General features: G+C 66.8%; 26 protein-coding genes. 17 read left to right on the top strand and 9 right to left on the bottom strand.

Going from position 1 to position 20,163, the window contains the following annotated elements; translation table 11 throughout:
* The first annotated feature begins 115 nt into the window (after positions 1-115).
* Entirely contained in the window at positions 116-1,111 is a 996-nt protein-coding gene (locus OXG33_08765) for a phytanoyl-CoA dioxygenase family protein (GenBank protein MCY4114015.1), read from the top strand.
* A 291-nt stretch (positions 1,112-1,402) separates the two neighbouring features.
* Here the strand turns inward: OXG33_08765 and OXG33_08760 are convergent, their stop codons facing one another.
* A complete protein-coding gene (locus tag OXG33_08760) occupies positions 1,403-2,029 on the bottom strand; it encodes a histidine phosphatase family protein (protein MCY4114014.1) in 627 nt (208 codons plus the stop codon).
* On the opposite strand from OXG33_08760, the gene OXG33_08755 reads away from it, so the two are divergent.
* Entirely contained in the window at positions 2,006-2,530 is a 525-nt protein-coding gene (locus OXG33_08755) for a hypothetical protein (protein ID MCY4114013.1), read from the top strand. The two genes, OXG33_08760 and OXG33_08755, sit on opposite strands and share 24 nt — an antisense overlap.
* A 181-nt stretch (positions 2,531-2,711) precedes the next feature.
* Here OXG33_08755 and OXG33_08750 read toward each other — a convergent pair whose 3' ends face one another.
* The 3 genes from OXG33_08750 to OXG33_08740 all read right to left on the bottom strand — a co-directional run bounded on the left by OXG33_08750 (position 2,712) and on the right by OXG33_08740 (position 3,603).
* A complete protein-coding gene (locus tag OXG33_08750; GenBank protein ID MCY4114012.1) occupies positions 2,712-3,140 on the bottom strand; it encodes a type II toxin-antitoxin system VapC family toxin in 429 nt (142 codons plus the stop codon).
* Positions 3,140-3,400 (bottom strand): type II toxin-antitoxin system Phd/YefM family antitoxin, encoded by a 261-nt coding sequence (locus OXG33_08745; GenBank protein MCY4114011.1) that lies wholly within the window; start codon positions 3,398-3,400, stop codon positions 3,140-3,142. Before OXG33_08745 ends, OXG33_08750 begins: the two co-directional genes overlap by 1 nt.
* Before the next feature lie 74 nt (positions 3,401-3,474).
* Positions 3,475-3,603 carry a hypothetical protein gene (locus OXG33_08740; protein MCY4114010.1) on the bottom strand — a complete coding sequence of 43 codons (129 nt, stop codon included), beginning with the start codon at positions 3,601-3,603 and terminating at the stop codon, positions 3,475-3,477.
* Positions 3,604-3,713: 110 nt separating this feature from the next.
* On the opposite strand from OXG33_08740, the gene OXG33_08735 reads away from it, so the two are divergent.
* Complete coding sequence (locus OXG33_08735; protein ID MCY4114009.1) at positions 3,714-4,970, top strand: ATP-binding protein; 1,257 nt, start codon at positions 3,714-3,716, stop codon at positions 4,968-4,970.
* Between the two features lie 329 nt (positions 4,971-5,299).
* Here OXG33_08735 and larE read toward each other — a convergent pair whose 3' ends face one another.
* The 4 genes from larE to OXG33_08715 form a co-directional block, all read right to left on the bottom strand.
* Positions 5,300-6,142 (bottom strand): ATP-dependent sacrificial sulfur transferase LarE, encoded by an 843-nt coding sequence (gene larE / locus OXG33_08730; protein ID MCY4114008.1) that lies wholly within the window; start codon positions 6,140-6,142, stop codon positions 5,300-5,302.
* 34 nt (positions 6,143-6,176) lie between these two features.
* Positions 6,177-6,611, bottom strand: coding sequence for a M67 family metallopeptidase (locus tag OXG33_08725; protein ID MCY4114007.1), 435 nt, complete (start codon positions 6,609-6,611; stop codon positions 6,177-6,179).
* A 2-nt stretch (positions 6,612-6,613) separates the two neighbouring features.
* The gene (locus OXG33_08720; protein ID MCY4114006.1) at positions 6,614-7,051 is read right to left on the bottom strand and encodes an Rrf2 family transcriptional regulator; all 438 of its coding nucleotides are present in this window, start codon (positions 7,049-7,051) and stop codon (positions 6,614-6,616) included.
* Positions 7,052-7,155: 104 nt separating this feature from the next.
* Positions 7,156-7,584: a hypothetical protein gene (locus OXG33_08715; protein MCY4114005.1), complete on the bottom strand. Its 429-nt coding sequence runs from the start codon at positions 7,582-7,584 to the stop codon at positions 7,156-7,158.
* A 356-nt stretch (positions 7,585-7,940) separates the two neighbouring features.
* Here OXG33_08715 and OXG33_08710 point away from each other — a divergent pair, with 356 nt between their 5' ends.
* The 6 genes from OXG33_08710 to groL all read left to right on the top strand — a co-directional run bounded on the left by OXG33_08710 (position 7,941) and on the right by groL (position 13,868).
* Positions 7,941-8,546, top strand: coding sequence for a hypothetical protein (locus tag OXG33_08710; protein MCY4114004.1), 606 nt, complete (start codon positions 7,941-7,943; stop codon positions 8,544-8,546).
* A gap of 334 nt (positions 8,547-8,880) precedes the next feature.
* Entirely contained in the window at positions 8,881-9,381 is a 501-nt protein-coding gene (locus OXG33_08705) for a hypothetical protein (GenBank protein MCY4114003.1), read from the top strand.
* Positions 9,382-9,601: 220 nt separating this feature from the next.
* Positions 9,602-10,237 carry a hypothetical protein gene (locus OXG33_08700; GenBank protein MCY4114002.1) on the top strand — a complete coding sequence of 212 codons (636 nt, stop codon included), beginning with the start codon at positions 9,602-9,604 and terminating at the stop codon, positions 10,235-10,237.
* 374 nt (positions 10,238-10,611) lie between these two features.
* Positions 10,612-10,851: a hypothetical protein gene (locus OXG33_08695; protein MCY4114001.1), complete on the top strand. Its 240-nt coding sequence runs from the start codon at positions 10,612-10,614 to the stop codon at positions 10,849-10,851.
* Between the two features lie 430 nt (positions 10,852-11,281).
* Positions 11,282-12,010 (top strand): hypothetical protein, encoded by a 729-nt coding sequence (locus tag OXG33_08690; GenBank protein MCY4114000.1) that lies wholly within the window; start codon positions 11,282-11,284, stop codon positions 12,008-12,010.
* 193 nt (positions 12,011-12,203) lie between these two features.
* Entirely contained in the window at positions 12,204-13,868 is a 1,665-nt protein-coding gene (gene groL / locus OXG33_08685) for a chaperonin GroEL (GenBank protein MCY4113999.1), read from the top strand.
* Positions 13,869-14,315: 447 nt separating this feature from the next.
* On the opposite strand, the gene OXG33_08680 is transcribed toward groL, so the two are convergent.
* On the bottom strand, positions 14,316-14,987 hold the full coding sequence (locus OXG33_08680) for a metal-dependent transcriptional regulator (GenBank protein ID MCY4113998.1): 672 nt from the start codon (positions 14,985-14,987) through the stop codon (positions 14,316-14,318).
* Positions 14,988-15,117: 130 nt separating this feature from the next.
* On the opposite strand from OXG33_08680, the gene OXG33_08675 reads away from it, so the two are divergent.
* The 8 genes from OXG33_08675 to OXG33_08640 all read left to right on the top strand — a co-directional run bounded on the left by OXG33_08675 (position 15,118) and on the right by OXG33_08640 (position 19,979).
* Positions 15,118-16,056 (top strand): hypothetical protein, encoded by a 939-nt coding sequence (locus tag OXG33_08675; protein ID MCY4113997.1) that lies wholly within the window; start codon positions 15,118-15,120, stop codon positions 16,054-16,056.
* A gap of 206 nt (positions 16,057-16,262) precedes the next feature.
* Complete coding sequence (locus OXG33_08670) at positions 16,263-16,757, top strand: hypothetical protein (GenBank protein MCY4113996.1); 495 nt, start codon at positions 16,263-16,265, stop codon at positions 16,755-16,757.
* Between the two features lie 84 nt (positions 16,758-16,841).
* Positions 16,842-17,120, top strand: coding sequence for a prevent-host-death protein (locus OXG33_08665; GenBank protein MCY4113995.1), 279 nt, complete (start codon positions 16,842-16,844; stop codon positions 17,118-17,120).
* Entirely contained in the window at positions 17,117-17,536 is a 420-nt protein-coding gene (locus tag OXG33_08660; protein MCY4113994.1) for a type II toxin-antitoxin system VapC family toxin, read from the top strand. The genes OXG33_08665 and OXG33_08660 overlap by 4 nt, the downstream gene beginning before the upstream one ends.
* Positions 17,537-17,681: 145 nt before the next feature.
* On the top strand, positions 17,682-17,909 hold the full coding sequence (locus OXG33_08655; GenBank protein MCY4113993.1) for a DUF433 domain-containing protein: 228 nt from the start codon (positions 17,682-17,684) through the stop codon (positions 17,907-17,909).
* A 9-nt stretch (positions 17,910-17,918) separates the two neighbouring features.
* Entirely contained in the window at positions 17,919-18,149 is a 231-nt protein-coding gene (locus tag OXG33_08650; protein ID MCY4113992.1) for a DUF5615 family PIN-like protein, read from the top strand.
* A 124-nt stretch (positions 18,150-18,273) separates the two neighbouring features.
* Complete coding sequence (locus tag OXG33_08645) at positions 18,274-18,447, top strand: hypothetical protein (GenBank protein MCY4113991.1); 174 nt, start codon at positions 18,274-18,276, stop codon at positions 18,445-18,447.
* Positions 18,448-18,503: 56 nt separating this feature from the next.
* Positions 18,504-19,979, top strand: a complete 1,476-nt coding sequence (locus OXG33_08640; protein ID MCY4113990.1) for a M81 family metallopeptidase — start codon at positions 18,504-18,506, stop codon at positions 19,977-19,979.
* Positions 19,980-20,163: the final 184 nt, after the last annotated feature.

The following is a 20,163-nucleotide window of genomic DNA, read 5'->3' as shown; positions in this document are numbered from 1 at the left end:
ACTCCGCCGCAGGCCGGTCGGCCTGCGGCGGAGACGCCTGCCGCCCGATATCCCTTGAGGAGTTTAGGCGGTGACCGTCACCAGGTCGCGCAAAGCGCCACAGGAGGTAGGACGGATGAGCGCCAACGCGCGGGGGCTCAGCACGGGCCAAAGGGACTTCTTCGACCGCGAAGGGTATCTCGTCATCGATGATGTCTTCGACCCGGCCCGCGATTTCAAGTTGCTCAACGAAGAGCTCGGCAACATTCTAGACCGGATCGCCCGCCGCCTGCTTGAGGCCGGCGACATCGAACACTACGTTTTTGAGGAGTCCTTCGGGCAGCGTGTCCTACAGGTTCTCCGCGCCCCCGGCGCCTTTCCCGCCCAAGAATTCGACATCTCTCTCCCACAGAGGAGATCAATCGACGCCGACACCCCGATTTACCTCGGGAACGGCGCCTTTAGCATCCTCACACACCCGATCCTGCTCGACCTTGTCGAGTCGATCGTCGGACCCGAGATAACCTCCAGCCCAATCCAACACATCCGCGTCAAAACCCCTCTCTCACTCGCCAGGACTGACAATCAATGGAACGGCATCCCTGATGAAAACACCCTCACCACGTCGGTCCACCAGGATATCGGCGTGCAATCCGCCGATGCCGACGCCAGCGAGGTCCTCACCGTCTGGATGCCAATCACCGACGTCTCCGCCGAGATGGGTTGCCTTGGCGTCTGGCCACGGCGCCACCGGGGCGGAATCCTCAATCACTGCCCCGGCAACGAGGGCCTGGCGATAACTCCACAGGCACTGGATAGAAACGACTTCTTGCCACTCCCAATGCGCGCCGGGTCGGTCCTCCTGATGACGCGCTTCACGCCCCACTGCGCTCTTCCCAACCTCAGCGACAGCGTGCGCTGGAGCATGGACCTGCGCTATCAGCCCACTGGCCAGATCAACGGCCGCGCCGACTTTCCCGACTTCGTCGCCCGCAGCGCTACCAACCCGGAATCCGCCCTCGCCGACCACAACGCCTGGCGCGACCTCTGGTTTGACGCCCGCGCCCGGCTGGCCGGCCAGCCCATCCGCAGTTTTAACCGCTGGAGTGCAGACGCCCCCTGGTGCGCCTGAAAGAGTCACGGCCGGAACTAGGAATGGCGTGGGGCTTCCAAGAGACGTCTGAACAACAGGGGTGCCTGAGCGCCAAGGCTTGAGCGCGGGTCCGGGATCACGGCTTGAGGCAGCGCGCCGGCTCGATCCGCCGTCTCTATCCGTTGCAGGGGTGCGATCGTCCCCGCGCGGAGCGCAGTGCGCCCGATTAGGCCGGCGCGGTGCGTGCCGCCAGCAGCAGATTTGCGAAGCCGAACAACTGGCAGTGCCGGGTGCGGTTCTTGGCCAACCCGCGACTAAATCAGAGGCTTCCTAGGCCTCGAATACGCCCGTGCGCTCCTCGGACGGCAAGTGCGACACCTCATTCCACCCAGTGACGACGACACCCCACGGCGCACTCTGAAATGTCGCCATCGCGGTGTTCTCGACGTTGAATCGCCGCATGTGCGTGCGCGGGTCCAGGCCGAGCACTGCGCAAATCGAAAGCTGTATGGGGCCGCCGTGGGTGAAGACGGCGACGTGGCTGTCGTCGCGCGCCACGATCTCCTCGAGCGCGACGCGGACGCGACGATCCACGTCGGCGAGGGACTCGCCGTCCTCTGTCTTGGCCGCGAACCATCCGGCACCCTCGAAATCGAACACTGCGGGATAGCGAGCGCGCGCCGCATCCGCCAGCATCCCGTCGGCGCCGCCAAAATCGCGCTCGCGCCAGACCTGCTCGAGGGTCGCGTCCACTGCGGACCCAAGGACGAGACGAAGCGTTTCGGTCGCGCGCGCGAGGTCGCTGGCGATGATCCGCGCACCGTCGAATCGATCCCTGTGCTGAGCCAGGAAGGCGCATTGCCTGCGGCCGCGGTCGGTCAGCCCGGTATCGTGCCCACCGTACCTATTCGAGAAGTTCGCCTCGGACTCGGCGTGCCGGACGAGCGTGATGCGCATGACTCGATCTGCTCGCGACTGAAAACGCGGGCCATCAGCGTACCGAAGCCGACTCCGCCGGCGCATGAGTCGCGGAGGCGAGCTTCGTCGCAGGCGGCCGAGACAGCGCTCAGCCGGAAGTCGTGCTTCGGCTGCCTCGTGCGCGGACATGGCAGCTTCGGCCGCGTCAAGAGTCGCACCTCCGCTCCGGCGTCGGGCACTGACAATCCGGGTTGGTACGATCCCATGACCGCTCGGCCCCATCGCATCGAGCGGATCGACGCAGGCGCGGGGACGCAAACCATGCCCCTCGTCGAAACCGACACCCTGACCAAGCAGTTCGAGCCGCGCGTGCCGCGCCGGCGGCCCTGGGATTTCCTGCGCCGGCGCGAAGCGCGCAAACGCGCCGCCAAACCGATCATCGCGCTGGACGGCGTGTTGCTGGCCATTGAGGCGGGTGAGTGCTACGGGCTGCCGGGGCCCAATGGCGCCGGCTGTTCCTTGCGCGCTGGCACGGGCTGATCGCGGAGATGGGAACGAGCTAGGGAGCGTCGAGCACGGGATACGTCGCCTCGTTGTGCTCCGTGGTCTGAAATCTGACAGAGCCCTCGAATCCCGTCTTCCGCTCCATCCCCCGGCGGAAACCTGTTCATGCTCTCCAGCGCTGCGTCGCCCTGCAAACGATCCGGCGCTCTCACGGCGTTCAGCCGTCGTCGGACTCCTCGCTTCCGCCAAACGGATTGAACACCTCGACGCCTGCGGGCTCGAAGTGCCTGGTGTTCCGACTCACTACAGTCAGGCCGTGCTCCAGCGCCGTGGCCGCGATGATCAGGTCCGCGGATTCGTGCCCGAGGTCACCGGACATTCGACCCCAGCGCCGGGCGGTCGGCACGTCGACACCGAGCACGCGGTCGCCGTACCAGGTGAGCACCCGGTCCAGCCAGACTGACAGCTCCCGCGCAAACGACGGATCGCGGTGCTGCTGCCGGGCGATGCCGCGTTCGATCTCGCCGACGGTCACCACGCTCAGGAACACGTCGGACGGCCGCTGGGCCTGAATCCAGGCGATTGGCCCCTGGTGACGGTCGGGCCGGCGCAGGGCGGAAACGACGTTGGTATCAAGCAGATACATCACCACTCCACGTCGCGAAGCTTTACCGGGGCCTGATCGAACAGGTCATCCGGCCCGCCCTTGGGGATGGCGAGCAAATGGTCGATGAACGTGGGCGCGCCAGCCTTCTCAGCCTGACACAGCCGTTGGTACTCCTCGACGGCCAGCACCACGACCGCGGGCTTACCCCGGCGGGTCACTCGCTGGGGATCGCCGGCGAGGGCCGCATCGACCAGGGCGCTGAATCGGTTCTTGGCGTCATGCAGGGGCCAATCGGTCATGGCAAACTCATGGCTAGATTAAATGGCTAGATTGTATGGGCTGTGAAGCCGACCTTCAAGCTGCCGCGCCACGGCTACGCGGCAGCGCAGACGCCGGTGGCGCCCAGGATCGCCAGCACCGCAAAGACCACCACCACGATCAGGCAGCCCCAGCTGAGGCAGCCGGAGGGGTCGTTGACGGGGCCGGGCGAGGGGTCGTCCATCGCTCATCCCCCGCCCACTGCTTCGCCGCACCGGTACGAAACTACCATGGGCCGCGTGAGAGTGAGGCGTTGCGGGCACAATGCGCAAGGACCCCGAAGAGAATGACCCGATGAACCGCCCGGACCCGATCTCCGACCAGCCGCTGGAACGCAACGACCCGTTCGGGCTGTCGACGTTCTCCATCCGGCGCTACTCGGTGCAGCACATGGTGCTGCTCTTCACGGTGATCGGGCTTCTGGTCGGCACCAACGTCGTCGCCGCGCTCCACGGGAACACCGTCCTCATCGTCCTTGCCGGGGCGCTGCTGGGTCTGACGCTCGCCATGACGGCGCTGGTCCTCCACGTCGGCATTCGAACCGTGGCGGTGGAGATCTGGATTCGCCGCCTGGGCATGGGCGATTTCGAGTACCGCATCGAGCCCCGGGGCAACGACGAGGTGTCCAAGGCCTGCCTGGCCCTGGAGACGCTGCGGCAGAGCTCCATCCGGGCCATGCAGCTCGACCTGGTGCAGAAGCTGTCCGACGAGCTGCAGGAAAAGAACGCCACGCTGGAAGACACCCTGGACGAGCTGCGGAAGAGCCAGGACCGCATCGTCAGCCAGCAGAAGCTGGCGGAGCTGGGCGAGCTGTCCGCCGGCGTGGCGCACGAGATCCGCAATCCGCTGCAGTTCATCCGCAACTTCGCCGCGAATTCCGAAGTCATCGCCGGTCAGATCAAGGAAGCGCCCGAGCAGCCCGACGACGGCGATCTCGAGACGGCGGACGAGTTGACCGAGGACCTGGTGGAGAACATGCGGCGCATCGTGATGCACAGCGAACGCGCCGACCGGATCATCGCGGACTTGCTGGCGATGGGACGGCGTGGCGCGGGGTCCTTCGAGCCGGTGGACCTGAATCCCCTCCTGGCGAAGCAGACCGGCCTGGCCTACCAAGCCGCGCAGGCCCAAACGCCCGGGTTCACGGTTGAGATTCGCCAGCAGTTGGACCCGGACGTGGGCCCGATCGTCGCGGTGCCGGAGGACCTGGCCCGCGTGTTCACCAACCTGGTGGCCAACGCCTGCCACGCCGTGGCGGAGCGGGCGGGGCTCGACGGTGACGACTACGCGCCCGAGTTGCGGATCGGGAGTCGACGAACGGCCGAGGGCGTTGAGGTGGCAATCCGCGACAACGGCGTGGGCATGTCGCCCGAGGTCACGGCCAAGATCTTCAGCCCCTTCTTCACCACCAAGGAAAGCAGCCGGAGCACCGGGCTGGGATTGACGCTGTCCCACGAGATCGTCCGGGAGCACGGCGGGCAGATCGTCCCGGAGTCCCGGCCCGGCGAATACACCGAAATGACGGTGCAGTTGCCGAGGAATCCCGGATAGCCGGGCTCCATGAGGGAGCGGCTGGCCCGGCGTCCGACCACAGACCTGGGCGTCGACGCCGCCGTGTTGATTGCCGAGCAACGCGCGATTCGCGACGCGGAATTGGGCCGATCGGCCAAGTCGTTGTCTTCCCCAGGAGATGCGTGACCGGGCGTCAGTTTGAATTGACTCCGGCGATAGGGCAGGGCCATTCGAACGGGCAGCCACAAGGGCTGCCCCTACGTGATCTCGTTTGCTGTAGGGGCGCCCCTGGTGGGCGCCCTCGGGAGGCCGCGGCGGGCAGCCACAAGGGCTGCCCCTACACCGAGAGGATTCGGGTAGAGCCGTCCCTACGGCGCGTCTTGGTCGGCGAGCGGCAGCGCCTCGTTCATCGAACCTGAGCGGAAGCCCTCCAGGTCCAGCGTGACGAAGGCGAAGCCGAGCGCCTTGATGCCGTCGACGATCCGACGGCGGCGCTCCGGGTCGTCCACGAGCCGCGGCAGCGCGTCGGCGGGGACCTCGATGCGGGCGATGGCGTCGTGGTGGCGCACGCGCAGCTCGTGCAGTCCTTCGGCCCGCAGCAGCGCCTCGGCGCGCTCGACCTGGCTCAGGCGCTCCACGGTCACCTCCGTTCCATAGGCCACGCGCGAGGCGAGACAGGCTTGCGCCGGCTTGTCCCAGGTTGGCAGGTCGAAGCGGCGGGCCAGCTCGCGCACGTCGGCCTTGCGCAGCCCGGCTTCCACCATGGGCGCGCGCGCGCCGCGCTGCCGGCTGGCGGCCATGCCCGGACGGAAGTCGCCCAGGTCGTCCACCACCGGGCCGTAGACCATGTAGGGAATCCCATGCGTGTCGGCGTAGCGTTGCAGGCAGTCGAACAGCTCCGCCTTGCAGTGGAAGCAGCGCATGCGGTCGTTGCGGCGATAGTCGGCGTTTTCGAGCTCATGCGTCACGATCAGTTCGTGGCGAATGCCGATCTCCGCCGCTACGGCCGCCGCCTCGACACGCTCGGATTCGGCCAGACTGGCTGAAAGAGCCGTGACGGCCACCGCCTCATCGGCGAGGACGTCGTGCGCGACCTTGGCCAGCAGGCTGCTGTCCACGCCGCCGGAATAGGCCACCACCACCCGCGCCATGCGCCGCAGGCTGTCGCGCAGCGCGTCGAGCTTGTCGTCGAGCGGGGCGTCGACGGCCATGGTGGGCGCGTAGCTGCGCGCCGGCGCGGCAGTGCTAATCGGCGCCCTCCTCCGAGACGATCACCAGCAGCTCCTCGTCAATTTCCCCGCCCGTGAGCCAAAACGAGCGCGCCACGGGAGCGCTCGGATCCGCCAGCGAGACGATCACGAAGCGCGAGACCTCGCTGTAGCCCGATTCCAGCGCGTGCCGGAGATCGGTGGCGGAGGGAAACGCCTCGCTCGCGGGGTGGGAGTGATAGAAGCCGAGCACGTCCCACTCGCGCACGTCCTCGATCTCGCGCGTGACCCGGTAGTGGTCCTCGGGATGGATCGTGTAGTGCACCCGGCTCTGGTCGATGTTGCGCGTGCGGAAGGTCGCGTGCGCGCGGTCGCCCGTGCCGCCAATGATGCCGCAACACTCCAGGGGCGCCTCGTCGCGGGCGTGCGCCACCATGTCGTCCAGCTGGCGGCGGGTGATCTGCAAGGGCATGGCTAGATGCTGTAGGCGGGCCGCTCGCGGGCTTCCTGCATGTCGACGGCCAGCTCGGCCAGGCTGACCGCCTCGAGCGAGGTCAGGATGGCTGTCCGCACGCGCCCCCACACGGGTCGCTGCGAGCACGTGTCCGTCAAGTCGCAGGCCGAGGCGTCCTCCAGGCAATCGAGGATCGGCAGCGGGCCTTCGAGCACGGTGACGATGTCGCTCATGGTGATGGCATCGGGTCCGCGCGCCAGCTCGTGGCCGCCCTGCGGTCCGCGCGTGCTGCGCACCAGCCCGGCCTTGCGGAGCGCGCTGAACACCTGGTCCAGGTACACCGGCGGAATGGACATGCGCCGCGCCACGTCCGCGCTTTGGATCGGTCCTTGCCCGTGGTGCATCGCGAGGTCCGTGAGGGCGCGGACCCCGTAGTCGCTTCGCATGGACAGGCGCATGGCTCAGGCCGCCTCGGCAGGGATGGCTTCAGTGTGGCACGCGCTGAGAAACCGCCACAACGCCTGCGAGTTTCAAGTGCAACGTGGAGCGGGTTGCGACGACCCTAGGGGCGCGCCTCCGATTCCGGATAGGCATAGCGCTCGAACCGGATGCCCCATCGGGTGAAATCCGTTGGTGGGACGACGTCGATGCGCGTCGGCCCCGGATAGAGCGAGGCCTCGACGTGATCGCCCACCGCAAACGACGCATGCGTCGTTTGGCCCCAGGTCATGGTGCTGCGCCCGTCGAGGGTTCGCATGGTCACGTCGAGGTCCGTTGTGTCGCCGTAAACCAAGGCGACGTAGACGCCGGCGCCAAGCTCCAGCGTCTGTGAGTCGGGGCCGACGCCGCTGATGTTGACGTTCTCGGCGCCAAAGGATGGGAAGGGCGCGCTGGCGCTCGCGGCCGGGGGCGCCAACGCCAGCGGTTCCGCCAGGGGCGCCAGCGGCGCGCGGTCCAGCTCATCGCGGACCAGCGGCCACAGGATCGCCATAATGACTACGAGTGCTGTAGCCAAATACACGACCCGCTCGAATCGAGACAACATGAGGCGACGATATTACCTCATAACAGTGAAAAGTTCTTTAGGAGCTAGTTGATAGATGAATTTTTGCGAGCTACGGTGCCGATAGGTGGTCAATGACGATCGCCTAGAGGAAGGAGGCTCCGATGCCTCACGTACTCACCCGCACACGGGCCGCGGTCGGCGGCGGAATCCTGGCGGTGCTCCTCTTGGCCTGTTTGGTCGCGAGACGTTGACCCTCGCGCGTTCCCAACTACGGAACGTGGACCTTGGCGTCGTCAACGGGACGCTTGAGGTCATCAAACAGAAACGAGAGGAGACCAGTCATGAAAAAACTCGCCCTGCGACTCAGCCTGCTGCTGGTGCTCGCGGTCTTCGGCGTTGGGACCGCCGGGGCGCAGACGCCATCGGGCGAGATCCCCGAAAACGTGACCTTGAGCCGCGATGCTGAGGGGAAGCCGATAGTCACGATCGACGATCAGCAAGTGGGCACGACCATTCGCGTGACACACGATGGTCTGACGGTCGTGTCGACGGTTGAAGAGATCGACGCGAATCTCGTACCGGGCGACTGGCTGATGCATCATCAGACCTGCTGGTCGCACTATCTCCGCCACTCGGATGAAAAGGGCTCCTACTGGACCAAGACCCTCTGGTGCGCGAACAACACGACCAAGATCCTGACCTGGAAGGAAGTCACCGGGGACATCGATTCCGTCAATTGGCCGTGGACCGCCTATGACGACCATGTGGAGACGACGGCTGGCGGGGTTGGCCACAACTACCACGAGGACACGGGGCGTGGGAAATTCCGCCTCTGCCCCCCGCTTCAGGACTGCGTGAACGTTCTTGACATCACCAAGATCTGGAAAGAGCAGTACGGGGACGGCGTCACCGACAGCGAGGTCACCTACGAGTCGGAGTGGCTCTAGATGCCGGTCGGGGCTGTAGTTGGTACAGCCATCTCCTCGGCGACAGTGGATGAGGCGAGCGCGCCGAGCGTTCGGGCTGCCTGAGGAGTGGCCACATGCGCCGGGCCGGTGGGACTAACCGCTCACCGGCCCGGCCACAGGTTCTTCAAAGCACCGTGACCGTCGACAAGATCATCTTGAGAACGCTCGCCACCGGGGCTTCGTTCTCAACGGCATTGAAATGCTGATTCTTGGCGGGCGGCTCATCATCGCCGTTCTCGCCGATCGTCGATGGCGTGCGACGGTGACGATTGAGCGCCCGGGCAGTGCCGATGACTAACCGAAGGAGACCCTCATGCGCCTACCACGACCCACGCTGACCGCCACCGCCATGACGGTGGCGACCCTCGCTCTGGTGCTGATCGGCGCCGCCGTCGTCTTCGACGCCGTCGGCGCCGAGCTGCAGCGGCGAACGTTTACGCGGCTCGCGCAAACCGGATATTCCAATGACCCGATCGAGGTCGAGTCGATCGTGCTTGACGGCAACCAGCACATTGAAGGCGATCCCGGCGAGGAAGTGACCATCGAGTTGGGCCCTGGGGTATGGCAGGTGCTGGGCGGCGGCGGCGAGGAACATCCCGTGACGCTGGCCAGCCACGTGCGACCCGTCATCAGGACCTGGACGGGCATCCAGAACGTGATCAGCGTCCTGCCCCTCGACGAGGCGGATCGCGCGAGGATCGTCGATACGCCTGTCCTGCCGGCGGGGCCCATGACGCTGAGCGTGGACACCGACGAGGCGTGGGTCGTGGACTTTCGGCGGCAGGTGTGCCCCGGCGACTATGCGAGCAGCTAGGAGATTCACCATGAAACGACGACTCCTCACCGCGACAGCCCTGATGGTCGTCCGGGTCTGGCTGGCGGCAACGGCCGTGGTCAGCGCGAGCATCGCCGGGTAAGCCATGGAGCACCTGGGACCGATCGAGTTCCTCATCATCTTGGTTCTGGCGCTCATCGTCGGTGCCGTGATATGGCGCGGCTTTCGACGCTGAGCCACAAACGAAAGTGAGTGACCGATGACGCACCTCACCCGGATCGAGCGCGTTCTGCTGGTGCTGGCCGCCGTGGTGATCGCCGGAGCCCTGTCGGCGACGGCGTTGTTCACGGCCGCCCACCACTTTGCGACGCTACACACCTACACCCTGGCCGGGGATTTCTTCGAGCTGGCCACGGGCCAGGTGGGGGAGTTTACGAGCGAGCCTCGGCTCGTGACAGAGGTGGTGCGGGAAGTCCCGGTTGAGAGCGTCCCCGTGCGCCCCATTCGCGGCTCCATGGAGATGACCAGCACCGTCACGCAGGAGTTTCGGAGTATTGACGGTGTCGGCTCGGAGCCCACAGAGCCACTCGAGCTGCTGTCCGAGGGCTTATGGCTTGTCAGCGTTCGCTTCGTGGACGACGAGCCGCCGGACGTAGAGCCATTCCCGAGCGTGAGCGTGACCAGCATCAGCGGCGATGGCGGAGTCGCCTGGTCGGAGGACTGGTGGAATCGCCTCTATGTCACGGCCGACAGCGATTGGGCGCAAGTCCTGGGCGAGCGGATGGCCGTGTTTGCACCCGGTGAGGTCGTGGTTCAGATCTCGGACCTTCCGGACGATGTCGCCTGGTGGGTGGAGTTTGAGCGACTTGGCGAACTCAAGATGCCCCAGCGCTAACGGGCGCCGGTGGGCGGTGGGTGGCTTTGGGGTGCACGATTGACAAGGAGCTGGGCCCGATTGAGTTCCTGATCATCCCCTTGATGGCGTTGTCCGTCATCGCCATCGTCGTGATCGCCGTCGCTGCGGGCGGTGGCGCTAGCTGAACCAGCGGCGCGCGGTCCAATTCATCGCGGACCAGCGGCCACAGGATCGCCACAATGACCACCAGCGCCGTGGTCAAATAGACGCCCGCTCAACACGCGACAGCATGCCGCGACGATAGCACCCGACATCTGTGTAAGAACCTTGACGACGGAGTTGCTATATGGAATTCTGCGAGCTACGGTGCCGATAGGTGGTCAACGACGATCGCCAGGAGGAAGGAGGCCCCGATGCCTCACGTACTCACTCGTGCACGGGCCGTGGTCGGCGGCGGAATCGTGGCGGTGCTCCTCTTGGCCTGTCTCGGCGCGCGTCTAGGCGCGCAAGATCCAATCGACCCCGTGCCCGGCTCCCGACTGCCGATCACCCTGCCGACCGCTCAGCGACTCGCCGTGGCGCTCGGCATCCCCCTGGTGATCGCGGGGGTCGTGGCGCTGTGGCGCACGTTCCGAGTCCATCGGTCGTCATGACTCGTAGCCGAGGCGCGTCGGGCCGGCGGGTTTCCGGTCCCGCGGGCCCGGTGGGACGGACCGGAAAAGGAGCCCGACCATGAGACGCCGTCTTCTCGGAGCGATGGCCTTGATCGTCGTGGGAATCTGGCTGGCGGCTACCGCCGTTGCCAGCGCGGGCGTCGCGGGGTAAGTCGTGGGCCCGATTGAGCGGCCATTGATCGTCGTCCTGCCGGCCGTGCTGAATCTACGGAAACGTCCGCCGTGAAGACGCGGCGGCGAGGCGCGGCGCCTGGAAGGCTCGTCCGTGCGCCGATCCTCGCCGTGACGGCCCAATTTCCACCGACGTCCTCGCGGCCACCGTGAGACGGGTGAACGAGCGGCGCCAAGCGAAGGGCGGGGACGCGGATCGTCCCCGCCCTTCGCTGACTTAACGGAAGGAGCAATCCCAATGGAACATCTCAGTCGCATCGAGCGCGGCCTGCTGACGCTGGCCGCCGTGGTGATCGCCGGAGCGCTTTCAGCGACGGCGTTGTTCACGGCCGCCCACCACTTTGCGACGCTGCACACCTACACCCTGGCCGGGGAATTCTTCGAGCTGGCCACGAGTCAAGTTTCGGAGTTCACGTCGGACGCCGAGATCGTGATATCAGAAGTGATTCGCGAAGTCCCGGTCGAGACCGTGGAGGGCGGCTTCACGTCTTCCGCCGTGGTTCGTGAGATCGAAAGGGTTCGTGAGGTCCCGGTCGAGGACGCTGACCCGCGCGAGCTCCCACCGAGCGAGCTGGGTCGCGGCTTCACGGAATCGACCACCACCGTCACGCAGACCTCCACGCAAATCCGCGGGACCGGCCCCGAGCCATCGGAGCCGGTCGAGCTGCTCTCCGAGGGCCTGTGGATCGTGGACGTGCGATTCACCGACTACGCGCCGCCGGAGGTCGGCAACATCCCGACCGTCAACCTCAATAGCGTCAACGGCAGGGGCGGTGCGGGCTGGTCGGGCAGCACTTGGGCGCACATTTACGTCGCCGCTGACAGGGAAGGGGCCCAGGACCTCGGGGAGCGGATGGCCGTCTTCACCCCCGGCGAGGTCGTGCTGCACATCTCCGACCTGCCCGACGACGTGGAGTGGTGGGCGGACTTCGAGCGGATCGGCGAACTCGAGGCGCCGGAGCGCTAACGGGCGCCGCGCTGGCCAATCATGCTTGACGCTCGACTTGGGCGCTCCCTACAATTTTGCGGACGGACCTAGTGCGCAATTCGCACCAAGACACCCCAAAGCCCTTGCCGTGGCGTCGGGCGCCCTCGCCGGCAGAATGCGAGAGGCCCCGACGCGCATGCACCGATAACGGGCTGGTCGGAGGAACGACAGCATGCCGAAAGAGATCCTGCTCGATACCGAGGCCCGCGCCAAGCTGGTCAAGGGTATCGATACGGTGGCCAACGCCGTCAAGACCACGCTCGGCCCCAAGGGTCGCAACGTGGCGCTGGGCAAGAAGTACTCCGGGCCCACCGTCACCCACGACGGCGTCACGGTTGCCAAGGACATCGATCTCGAGGACAACTTCGAGGACATGGGCGCCCAGCTCATCAAAGAGGCGGCCAGCAAGACCAACGACGTCGCCGGTGACGGCACCACCACCGCCACCGTGCTGGCCCAGGCCATCATCAAGGCCGGGCTGCGCAACGTGGCCGCCGGCGCCAACCCCATGATCATCAAGCGCGGCCTGAACACCGCCGTCGAGATGGTCGTCGAGCAAGTGAAGGCCGACGCCAACCAGGTGCGCGGTCGCGAAGAGATCGGGCAGATCGCCTCGATTTCCGCCAACGACGAGCACATCGGCCAGCTCATCGGCGAGGTGATGGACAAGGTCGGCAAGGACGGCGCCATCACCGTCGAGGAGTCCCGCGGGCTCGAATTCGAAATCGAGTACGTCGAGGGCATGAAGTTCGACCGTGGGTACATTTCGCCCTACTTCATCACCAACCAAGACCGCATGGAGGCGTCGATTGAGGACGCCCTGATCCTCATCACCGACAAGAAGCTCTCCTCGGTCAGCGACATCCTGCCCACGCTGGAGAAGGTGACCCAGGCCGGCAAGAAGGAACTGGTGGTCATCGGCGAGGACGTTGAGGGCGAGGGCTTGGCGACCCTGGTGGTCAACAAGCTTCGCGGCGTGCTCAACGTGCTGGCGGTCAAGGCCCCCGGCTACGGCGACCGCCGCAAGGAGATGCTGCAAGACATCGCCGTCATCACCGGCGGCACGGTCATCTCCGAGGACATGGGCCGCCGTCTCGACGGCATCATCCTGGAGGACCTCGGCCAGGCCCGGCGCGTGGTGGCCGACAAGGACGACACCACCATCGTCGAGGGCGCGGGCGACGAGGCGGCCGTGCAGGCCCGCATCACGCAGTTGAAGGGCCAGCTCGACGAGACCACCTCCGACTACGACCGCGAGAAGCTGCAAGAGCGTCTGGCCAAGCTGGCCGGGGGCGTTGCGGTGATTCGCGTGGGCGCGGCCACCGAGACCGAGCTCAAGGAGAAGAAGCACCGCGTGGAGGACGCGCTGTCCGCCACGCGCGCGGCGATCGAGGAAGGCGTCGTCCCCGGTGGCGGCATTGCCCTGCTCAACGCCGCCAGCGCGCTCGACGGCGTCGAGGACACTCTCGGCGGCGACGAGCTGGTGGGCGCGCAGGCGCTGCGCCGGGCGCTCGAAGAGCCGCTGCGCTGGATTGCCACCAACTCTGGCGCCGATGGATCGGTCGTCATCGAGGAGGTTCGCCGACGCCAGGAATCCGAGGGTTCCAGCAACATCGGCTTCAACGTGGTTGACGAGGACTACGTGGACCTGGTCAAGGCCGGCGTGATCGACCCGGCCAAGGTGACGCGGTCCGCGCTCGAGAACGCCGTGTCGATCGCGGGCATGATCCTCACCACGGAAGCCCTGATCGCCGACGCGCCGGAGGACGAAGACGCCGCCGCAGCCGCTGCGGCAGCAGCCGCCGCCGGCGGCGGCATGGGCGGCATGGACTTCTAGTTCAATCCGCCGAACGGTCGAGGCCCCGCCATCGCGCGGGGCCTCGGTCGTTAAGGGAGTTAGACCCATAGCGGCCGGTGTTCCGCCTCGGCGAGTTGCGCCACCGGACGGGCGCCCACAAGAGGCGCCCGTACAGGGGATCAGCCGGACGTCACGGGCGCCCACAAGGGGCGCCCCTACTCGGGATGAGTCGGCATCGGCGGTAAGCGGGTGTAGGGACAGCCCTTGCGGCTGCCCCAAATGCGCGGACGGGCGCCCACAAGAGGCGCCCCTACGGGAAGTGAATCGGTGTAGGGGCAGCCCTTGTGGCTGCCCGTATCGAGGCGGGGTCTGTGGCGGCCGGATCGCGCCGTGGCCGGCATCGACATGGTCGGGCGCGGGCGGGTTTGAAACCCGCCCCTACGTCCCATTGGCACTCACGCACCGCTGCCGCCCGCCGTCGGCGTCCTACTCGTCCGGCAACACGAATACGCGGTCGGAAACCGATCGGCCCAGGTGATGGGTGCGCTCGCCAAAGCGAATCTCGAGCGGACCGTCGAACGGCAGGCGCTCACACACGTCGACGCGCACGCCCGGCACCAGGCCGATCTCGGTCAGGTAGGCCAGAATCGCCCGGTCACGGTCGGATACCCGGGCCACGGCGACGCGCTGACCGGCGGTGGCGGACGTGAGCATGAAGGCTCCATCGTCCACCGCCTCGAGAGCCTCGGTTGGAATGGGATCTCCGTGGGGATCGGTGGTGGGATCCGACACCCTGGCGGCGATGCGGCGCTCCAACTCCTCGGAGATCGCGTGCTCCAGGCGGTCGGCCTCCTCGTGGACGTCGTTCCAGTCGTAGCCGAGGAACTCCACCAGGAACCGCTCGATCAGGCGGTGGTGACGCACCATTTCCAGCGCCATGCGCTCGCCGTCGGGGGTCAAGCGCACGCCCTTGTAGCGCTCGTAGTCCACCAGGCCGCGCGCATGCAGCCGCTTGACCGCCACGGTGACCGATGCCGGCGAGTTGCCCGCCACCTCGGCCACGCGGCCCATCGCAATCTGCGCGCGCGCGCCTCCGGCGTCATAGATGGCGCGGAGGTGATCCTGGTCGCTCTCGGTCAGTTTTGGTGCGGCTACCAATTCGGCTTGCCCGCTATAGTGCGAAGGCGTCTCTGCGAATGAGTCACGAGGGTATCAGCTTGCCGTCGCCGGACTGTGGGCGTCGGTGAGACACCCCACACCTGTTGGCGTTCCGCGTCGACGCGTGCTCATGAGCCTGGGAATCGCCGTCGCGGGGATGGCGGCCGGGGCCTGTGGCGAGCCCGCCGAGCGCGACGACATCAACGTCTTTACCACGGCGACGGAGTTCGTGGTCGGCCCCAACCGGTTTCCGTTCACGGTGGTCACCAACGACGGCGTCGGCATTGACCAAGCCGCGGTCGAGGTCCGGTTCTCGCTGCTCGAGGGTCCGGCGACGCACTTCAAGTTTTCGCGGCCCGCGGCGTTTCACGAGACCCGCTCTTCGACCCCGCACATCCACGACGACGGATTCGTCCACATGCACGTCGACACGCGGGGCTACTACGTGGTGGCGGCGGCCGAGTTCGACACGCCGGGCATCTGGTCCGCCGAGCTGACGGTCGACCCGCCGGATGCCGCTGCGTTCCGGGCGCAGGCCGCGTTCAACGTCACTGCGCAACCCTCGGCGCCTGGCGTCGGCACGGCGGCGCCCCCGATCGACCACCCCACGCTCGACGATGTCGCCGATGTCGAGCAACTCTCCAGCGCTGAGGAACCCGTGCTGGGCATGTACGCGGTCACCGTGGCGGAAGCGCTAAGGGAGGGACGGCCGCTCGTCGTGCAGTTCAGCACGCCGCGCTTCTGCGTCTCCCACATGTGCGGGCCGGTCTATGAGGAGCTGGCGTCGCTGCACGAGACCTACACCGACCGCGTGCGCTTCGTCCATCTGGAGCCCTTCGACCTGGCGATTGCCCGCGCTGAGGGGCGCCTGGCGCCCACGCCGGCCTTCAAGGCCTGGAGTCTGCAAACGGAGCCGTGGACGTTTGTGATCGATGCCGCTGGAGTGGTCAGCGCGCGGTTCGAGGGATTGGTCGGAGCGTCGGAGCTCGAAGCCGCGCTGCAGCGCGTGGTGGGCAGTTTGGGATCCGCCTCTAATTCCCTCTCCCTGGAAGGGAGAGGGCAAGGGTGAGGGTCATCCGCGACTCAGCGGTGGCACGTCGCCCCCTCCGTCACTCTCACCCCCGCTGTCATTCCGAGCGCAGCGAGGAATCTCAGACGCTCGCTCTCGGCCGCCGAGAACGGCGCGTCGCCCCCTCCGTCATTCCGGCGGAAGCCGGAATCCAGTCCGTTCGAACCGTGAGGCGCGTCCTCTGGGCAAGGCGTCGGACCGCAGCCTTGATTGTCGTGGCCCTCATCATGCTCGCCCTCCCCAGCGCCGCCGCCGCCCACGGCGGCAGCCTGGTCTACAGCGGCGACCGCGGCCCCTATCAAATCCGGGCCTTCGCCATTCTCAACGAGGGCTGGCTCGACTACTCCATCGACCTGCGTGAGCTCGGCAGCGGCGAGCGGGTGACCGACGCCCAGGTCTCGATCATGGCCCTGACGCCCGACGGCCTGCTGGGTCCCTGGGAGGCGATCTACACCGGCACGGTCTACGAGATGATCGAGCGCGCGCCGGACGACGTGGACTGGACCATCCAGGTCGACGTTTCCGGCGGTCCCGGACCGATCACCTACGCCCACCGGCTGCGGATCACGCCGGGCACCTGGATCGGGCCCACGGTCGCGATTGGGGTGGCATTCGTCCTCGCCGTCGCCGCCCACGCCTACAACGGGCGCAAGCGCCGTGCCCGCGCCAGGTCTCGCCAGGAGCGCGTGGCGGCGCGCTGAAGGTCAGAGTTCCCGCATTCCGGCTGGGTCGTGGGCGAAGATGGACTAGACTAGACTAGTCCAAATTCGACGGAGGGCCTGCCCTTGAGCGCTGAAGCATCAGACCGCACCTGGACCGTCGCCGAGGCGAAGGCCAAGCTATCGGAAGTCTTGCGGCTGGCCGAGGAGGAGGGACCGCAGCGCATCGGCCTGCGGCGGCCCTTTGTCGTCGTGCCCGAACGCGTGTGGCGGGAAAAGTCGCCTCCCGCGATGCACTTGGGCCGGTGGCTGATCGATAACGTGCCGCGGGGCCTGAACTGGGAAGTCCCCCGTGAACGGCGCTCGAATCGACCGATTCCCTATGCGGATGACGACGAACGTTGACGGGTTTTCTTCTGGACACGAACGTCATTTCCGAACTGACTAGAGACGAACCCGATGCGCGGGTGGTCCGGTTTCTCAATGACGAAAACGACCTATGGCTATCGTCCGTCGTCGTGTTCGAGATGGAATACGGCCTGGCGACACTTACCCCGGGCCGGCGCCTGGAAACGTTGCGCGCCCTGCAAGCGGATATCCTCGCCGCCTTCCACGACCGGCTGCTGCCCCCGGACCAGTCGGGCGCCGAATGGGCGGCCAAGCTCCGCGCGCAGGCGCGACTCGCGGGGCACGCCGTCGACGTCGGTGACGCGCTCATCGCCGGAACGGCCAAGGCCAACGGCTTGGCCATCGCCACCCGGAACGTGCGGGACTTCGACGGGATGGACATCGACGTCGTCAATCCGTGGGACTACCCATGACCACCATCAGCGAAGCTGAGTTTGAGGCCGCCGCTCGCGGCCAGTGTGAATACCTCGGTTGGCGCGTGACTCATGGTCCAGAAAGCGCACCTGACACGCCGGGCGCGCGACGTTTAAGCTCTGGCGGTACAGGAGGTGGTCGACCATGAGCTGGCATGAGCACATATCCGTTGATCCGAATATCTGTCACGGCCAAGCCTGCATCGCCGGCACCCGCGTGATGGTCACGGTGATCCTGGACAATCTCGCCGCGGGATTGACCGCTGAGGAGATCGCCGAGAGCTACCCCTCCGTTTCGGCCGACGCAGTCAAGGCGGCCCTGCAATACGCAGCCGAGTTGGCCAAGGAGCGGATGACCCCGTTGGGCGCATAGGGAAGCCCCGTGCGCTTCAAGCTCGACGAGAATTTGCCGCTTCAGCTCAAGCGTCACTTCACGGAATCGGGCCACGACGCCGTCACGGTCCTCGACCAGGGCATGGGCGGAGCCACGGATGCAGAAGTCGCCTCAGTCTGCCTTGGCGAGGAACGAATACTGGTAACCCAAGACATCGACTTCGCGGACATCCGGATGTATCCGCCAGGGCAGTTTCCGGGATCGTGGTCTTTCGGCTGACCAGGCAAACGCGTGATGATCTCTTGGACATCGGGGCAATGTTGATTGAGACGCTTGCCAGGTCATTCGCAAAAGGCCAGCTTTGGATTGTGGAAGACTCACGGGTCCGAATCAGGGAGTGACCGTGACTAGGCTCGCCGAATCCGATGTCGAGCAAGCCGCCCATGATTGGCTCGAGGGACTCGACTGGCAGAGGGCGCACGGGTCGGATGTCGCCCCTGACGCTCCCGGGGCTGAGCGCGCGGACTCCGGCCGGATCGCGCTGAAACTCCGCCAGGTGCACATGCCGGCGCGTTGACGGTCGGCGTGGCGGCATGCAACGGTTCGGCGGGACGCTTGCGCGGGACTCTGGCCATGCGGATTGCCATCGGCGCCATCGCGCACGAATCGAGCTCGTTTACGCCCGTCGCGACGCCCTATGAGGCGTTTTCGGAGACCGGGCGCGGGCTGCTGCGGGGCGACGAGATCATCGACGTCCATCGCGGCGTCAACTCGGGCGCCGGGGGATTCATCGCAGGCGCCGAGGAGTTCGACTTCGAGCTGGCGCCGGTGCTGTGGACGTTCGCCGAGCCGTCGGCGCCGGTCGAGGCCGGTGCCTGGCGGCGCCTGAAGGGCGAGTTCCTGGAACGCCTCGCGAACCTGGGGCCGGTGGACGGCGTGCTGCTGGACCTGCACGGCGCGATGGTCATCGAGGACGTCGAGGACGGCGAGGGCGATCTGCTCAGCGGCATCCGCGGGGTGATCGGCGACGACCCGCCGGTCATCTCCACGCTGGACCTGCACGGCAACATCACCCAGCGCATGTGCGACGCCACCACCGCGCTCATTCCCTGCGACAACTACCCGCACACCGACTTCCTGGAGCGGGGTCTCGAAGCCTCGCAAATGATCGTGGGGACGCTGCGCGGCGAGCTGTCGCCCGTGATGGCGTGGCGGCAACTGCCGATGCTTTGGACGGGCGGACAGTTCACCGGGCGCGAGCCGTTCGACACCATCGTCGCCCGCGCCCACGCGCTGGAGACGCAACCCGGGATCCTCACCGCCTCCGTGGCGCCCGGCTTTCCGTGGGCCGACATCCACGACGCCGGGGCCTCCGTCATCGTGGTCGCCGACCGGGACGCGGATCTGGCGCGGCGCGAGGCCGACGCGCTCGGCGGCTGGATCTACGACCAGCGCGACCTTTTCCTGCCCGACCTCGACTCCTGGGACGACGCGTTGCGGACGGCGCGGGCCGTGAACCGCTGGCCGGCCGTGTTTGGCGACCCGCAGGACAACCCGGGCGGCGGCGCGCCGGGCGACTCGGTGGGCATGCTGCGGGCGTTCCTCGATGCCGGTCTTTCCAATGCCCTCATCGTCACGCTGTGCGATCCGGAAGTTGTGGGCATTGCCCAGCAGGCCGGCGAGGGCACCGAGATTACCGTGGACATCGGCGGCAAGTCGGCCCCGGACCAGGGACCGCCGGTGCACGCCACCGCCGTGGTGGAGCGGCTGCTCGATCTGCGCTTTTCGATCACGGGTCCGATGTATACGGGGATGGTGCAGGACTTCGGTCCGTCGGTGCTGCTGCGCATCGGCGGCGTCCACGTGGCGGTGACGACGCTCCGCATGCAAGTGTTCGACTTGGAGGGACCGCGCATGCTCGGATTCGAGCCCGAGCGTCTGTCGTGGATCGGCGTCAAGTCGGCCAACCACTTTCGCGGCGCCTATGAGCCCATCGCCGGCAGCGTGCACCGGGTGGCGTTCCCGGCGCAGCATCGCTTCGACCCGCGGGAGCACCGCTACACGCGGCTGCGGCGGCCGATTTGGCCGCTGGACGAGGTTGAGCTTTAGCGCAGGTCTGTTGTCGGCCGTCGGCTCTGCGGCAATCCGTTCGATGGCTCTTTCGGGAAGACCTTTGCCTGAATCGTCGGCATTCCACGCCCAAGCCTCGGATGCCCCTCTCCCTAACCCTCTCCCAGAGGAGACCTTTGCATAAACCCAGGGGCGGGGCGGACCATGGGGCGTCGCCAGGCGG

This window comes from Chloroflexota bacterium (assembly GCA_026708035.1).
Lineage (GTDB): Bacteria > Chloroflexota > UBA11872 > UBA11872 > UBA11872 > JAJECS01.
This window is presented reverse-complemented; position numbering and strand designations above follow the sequence as displayed.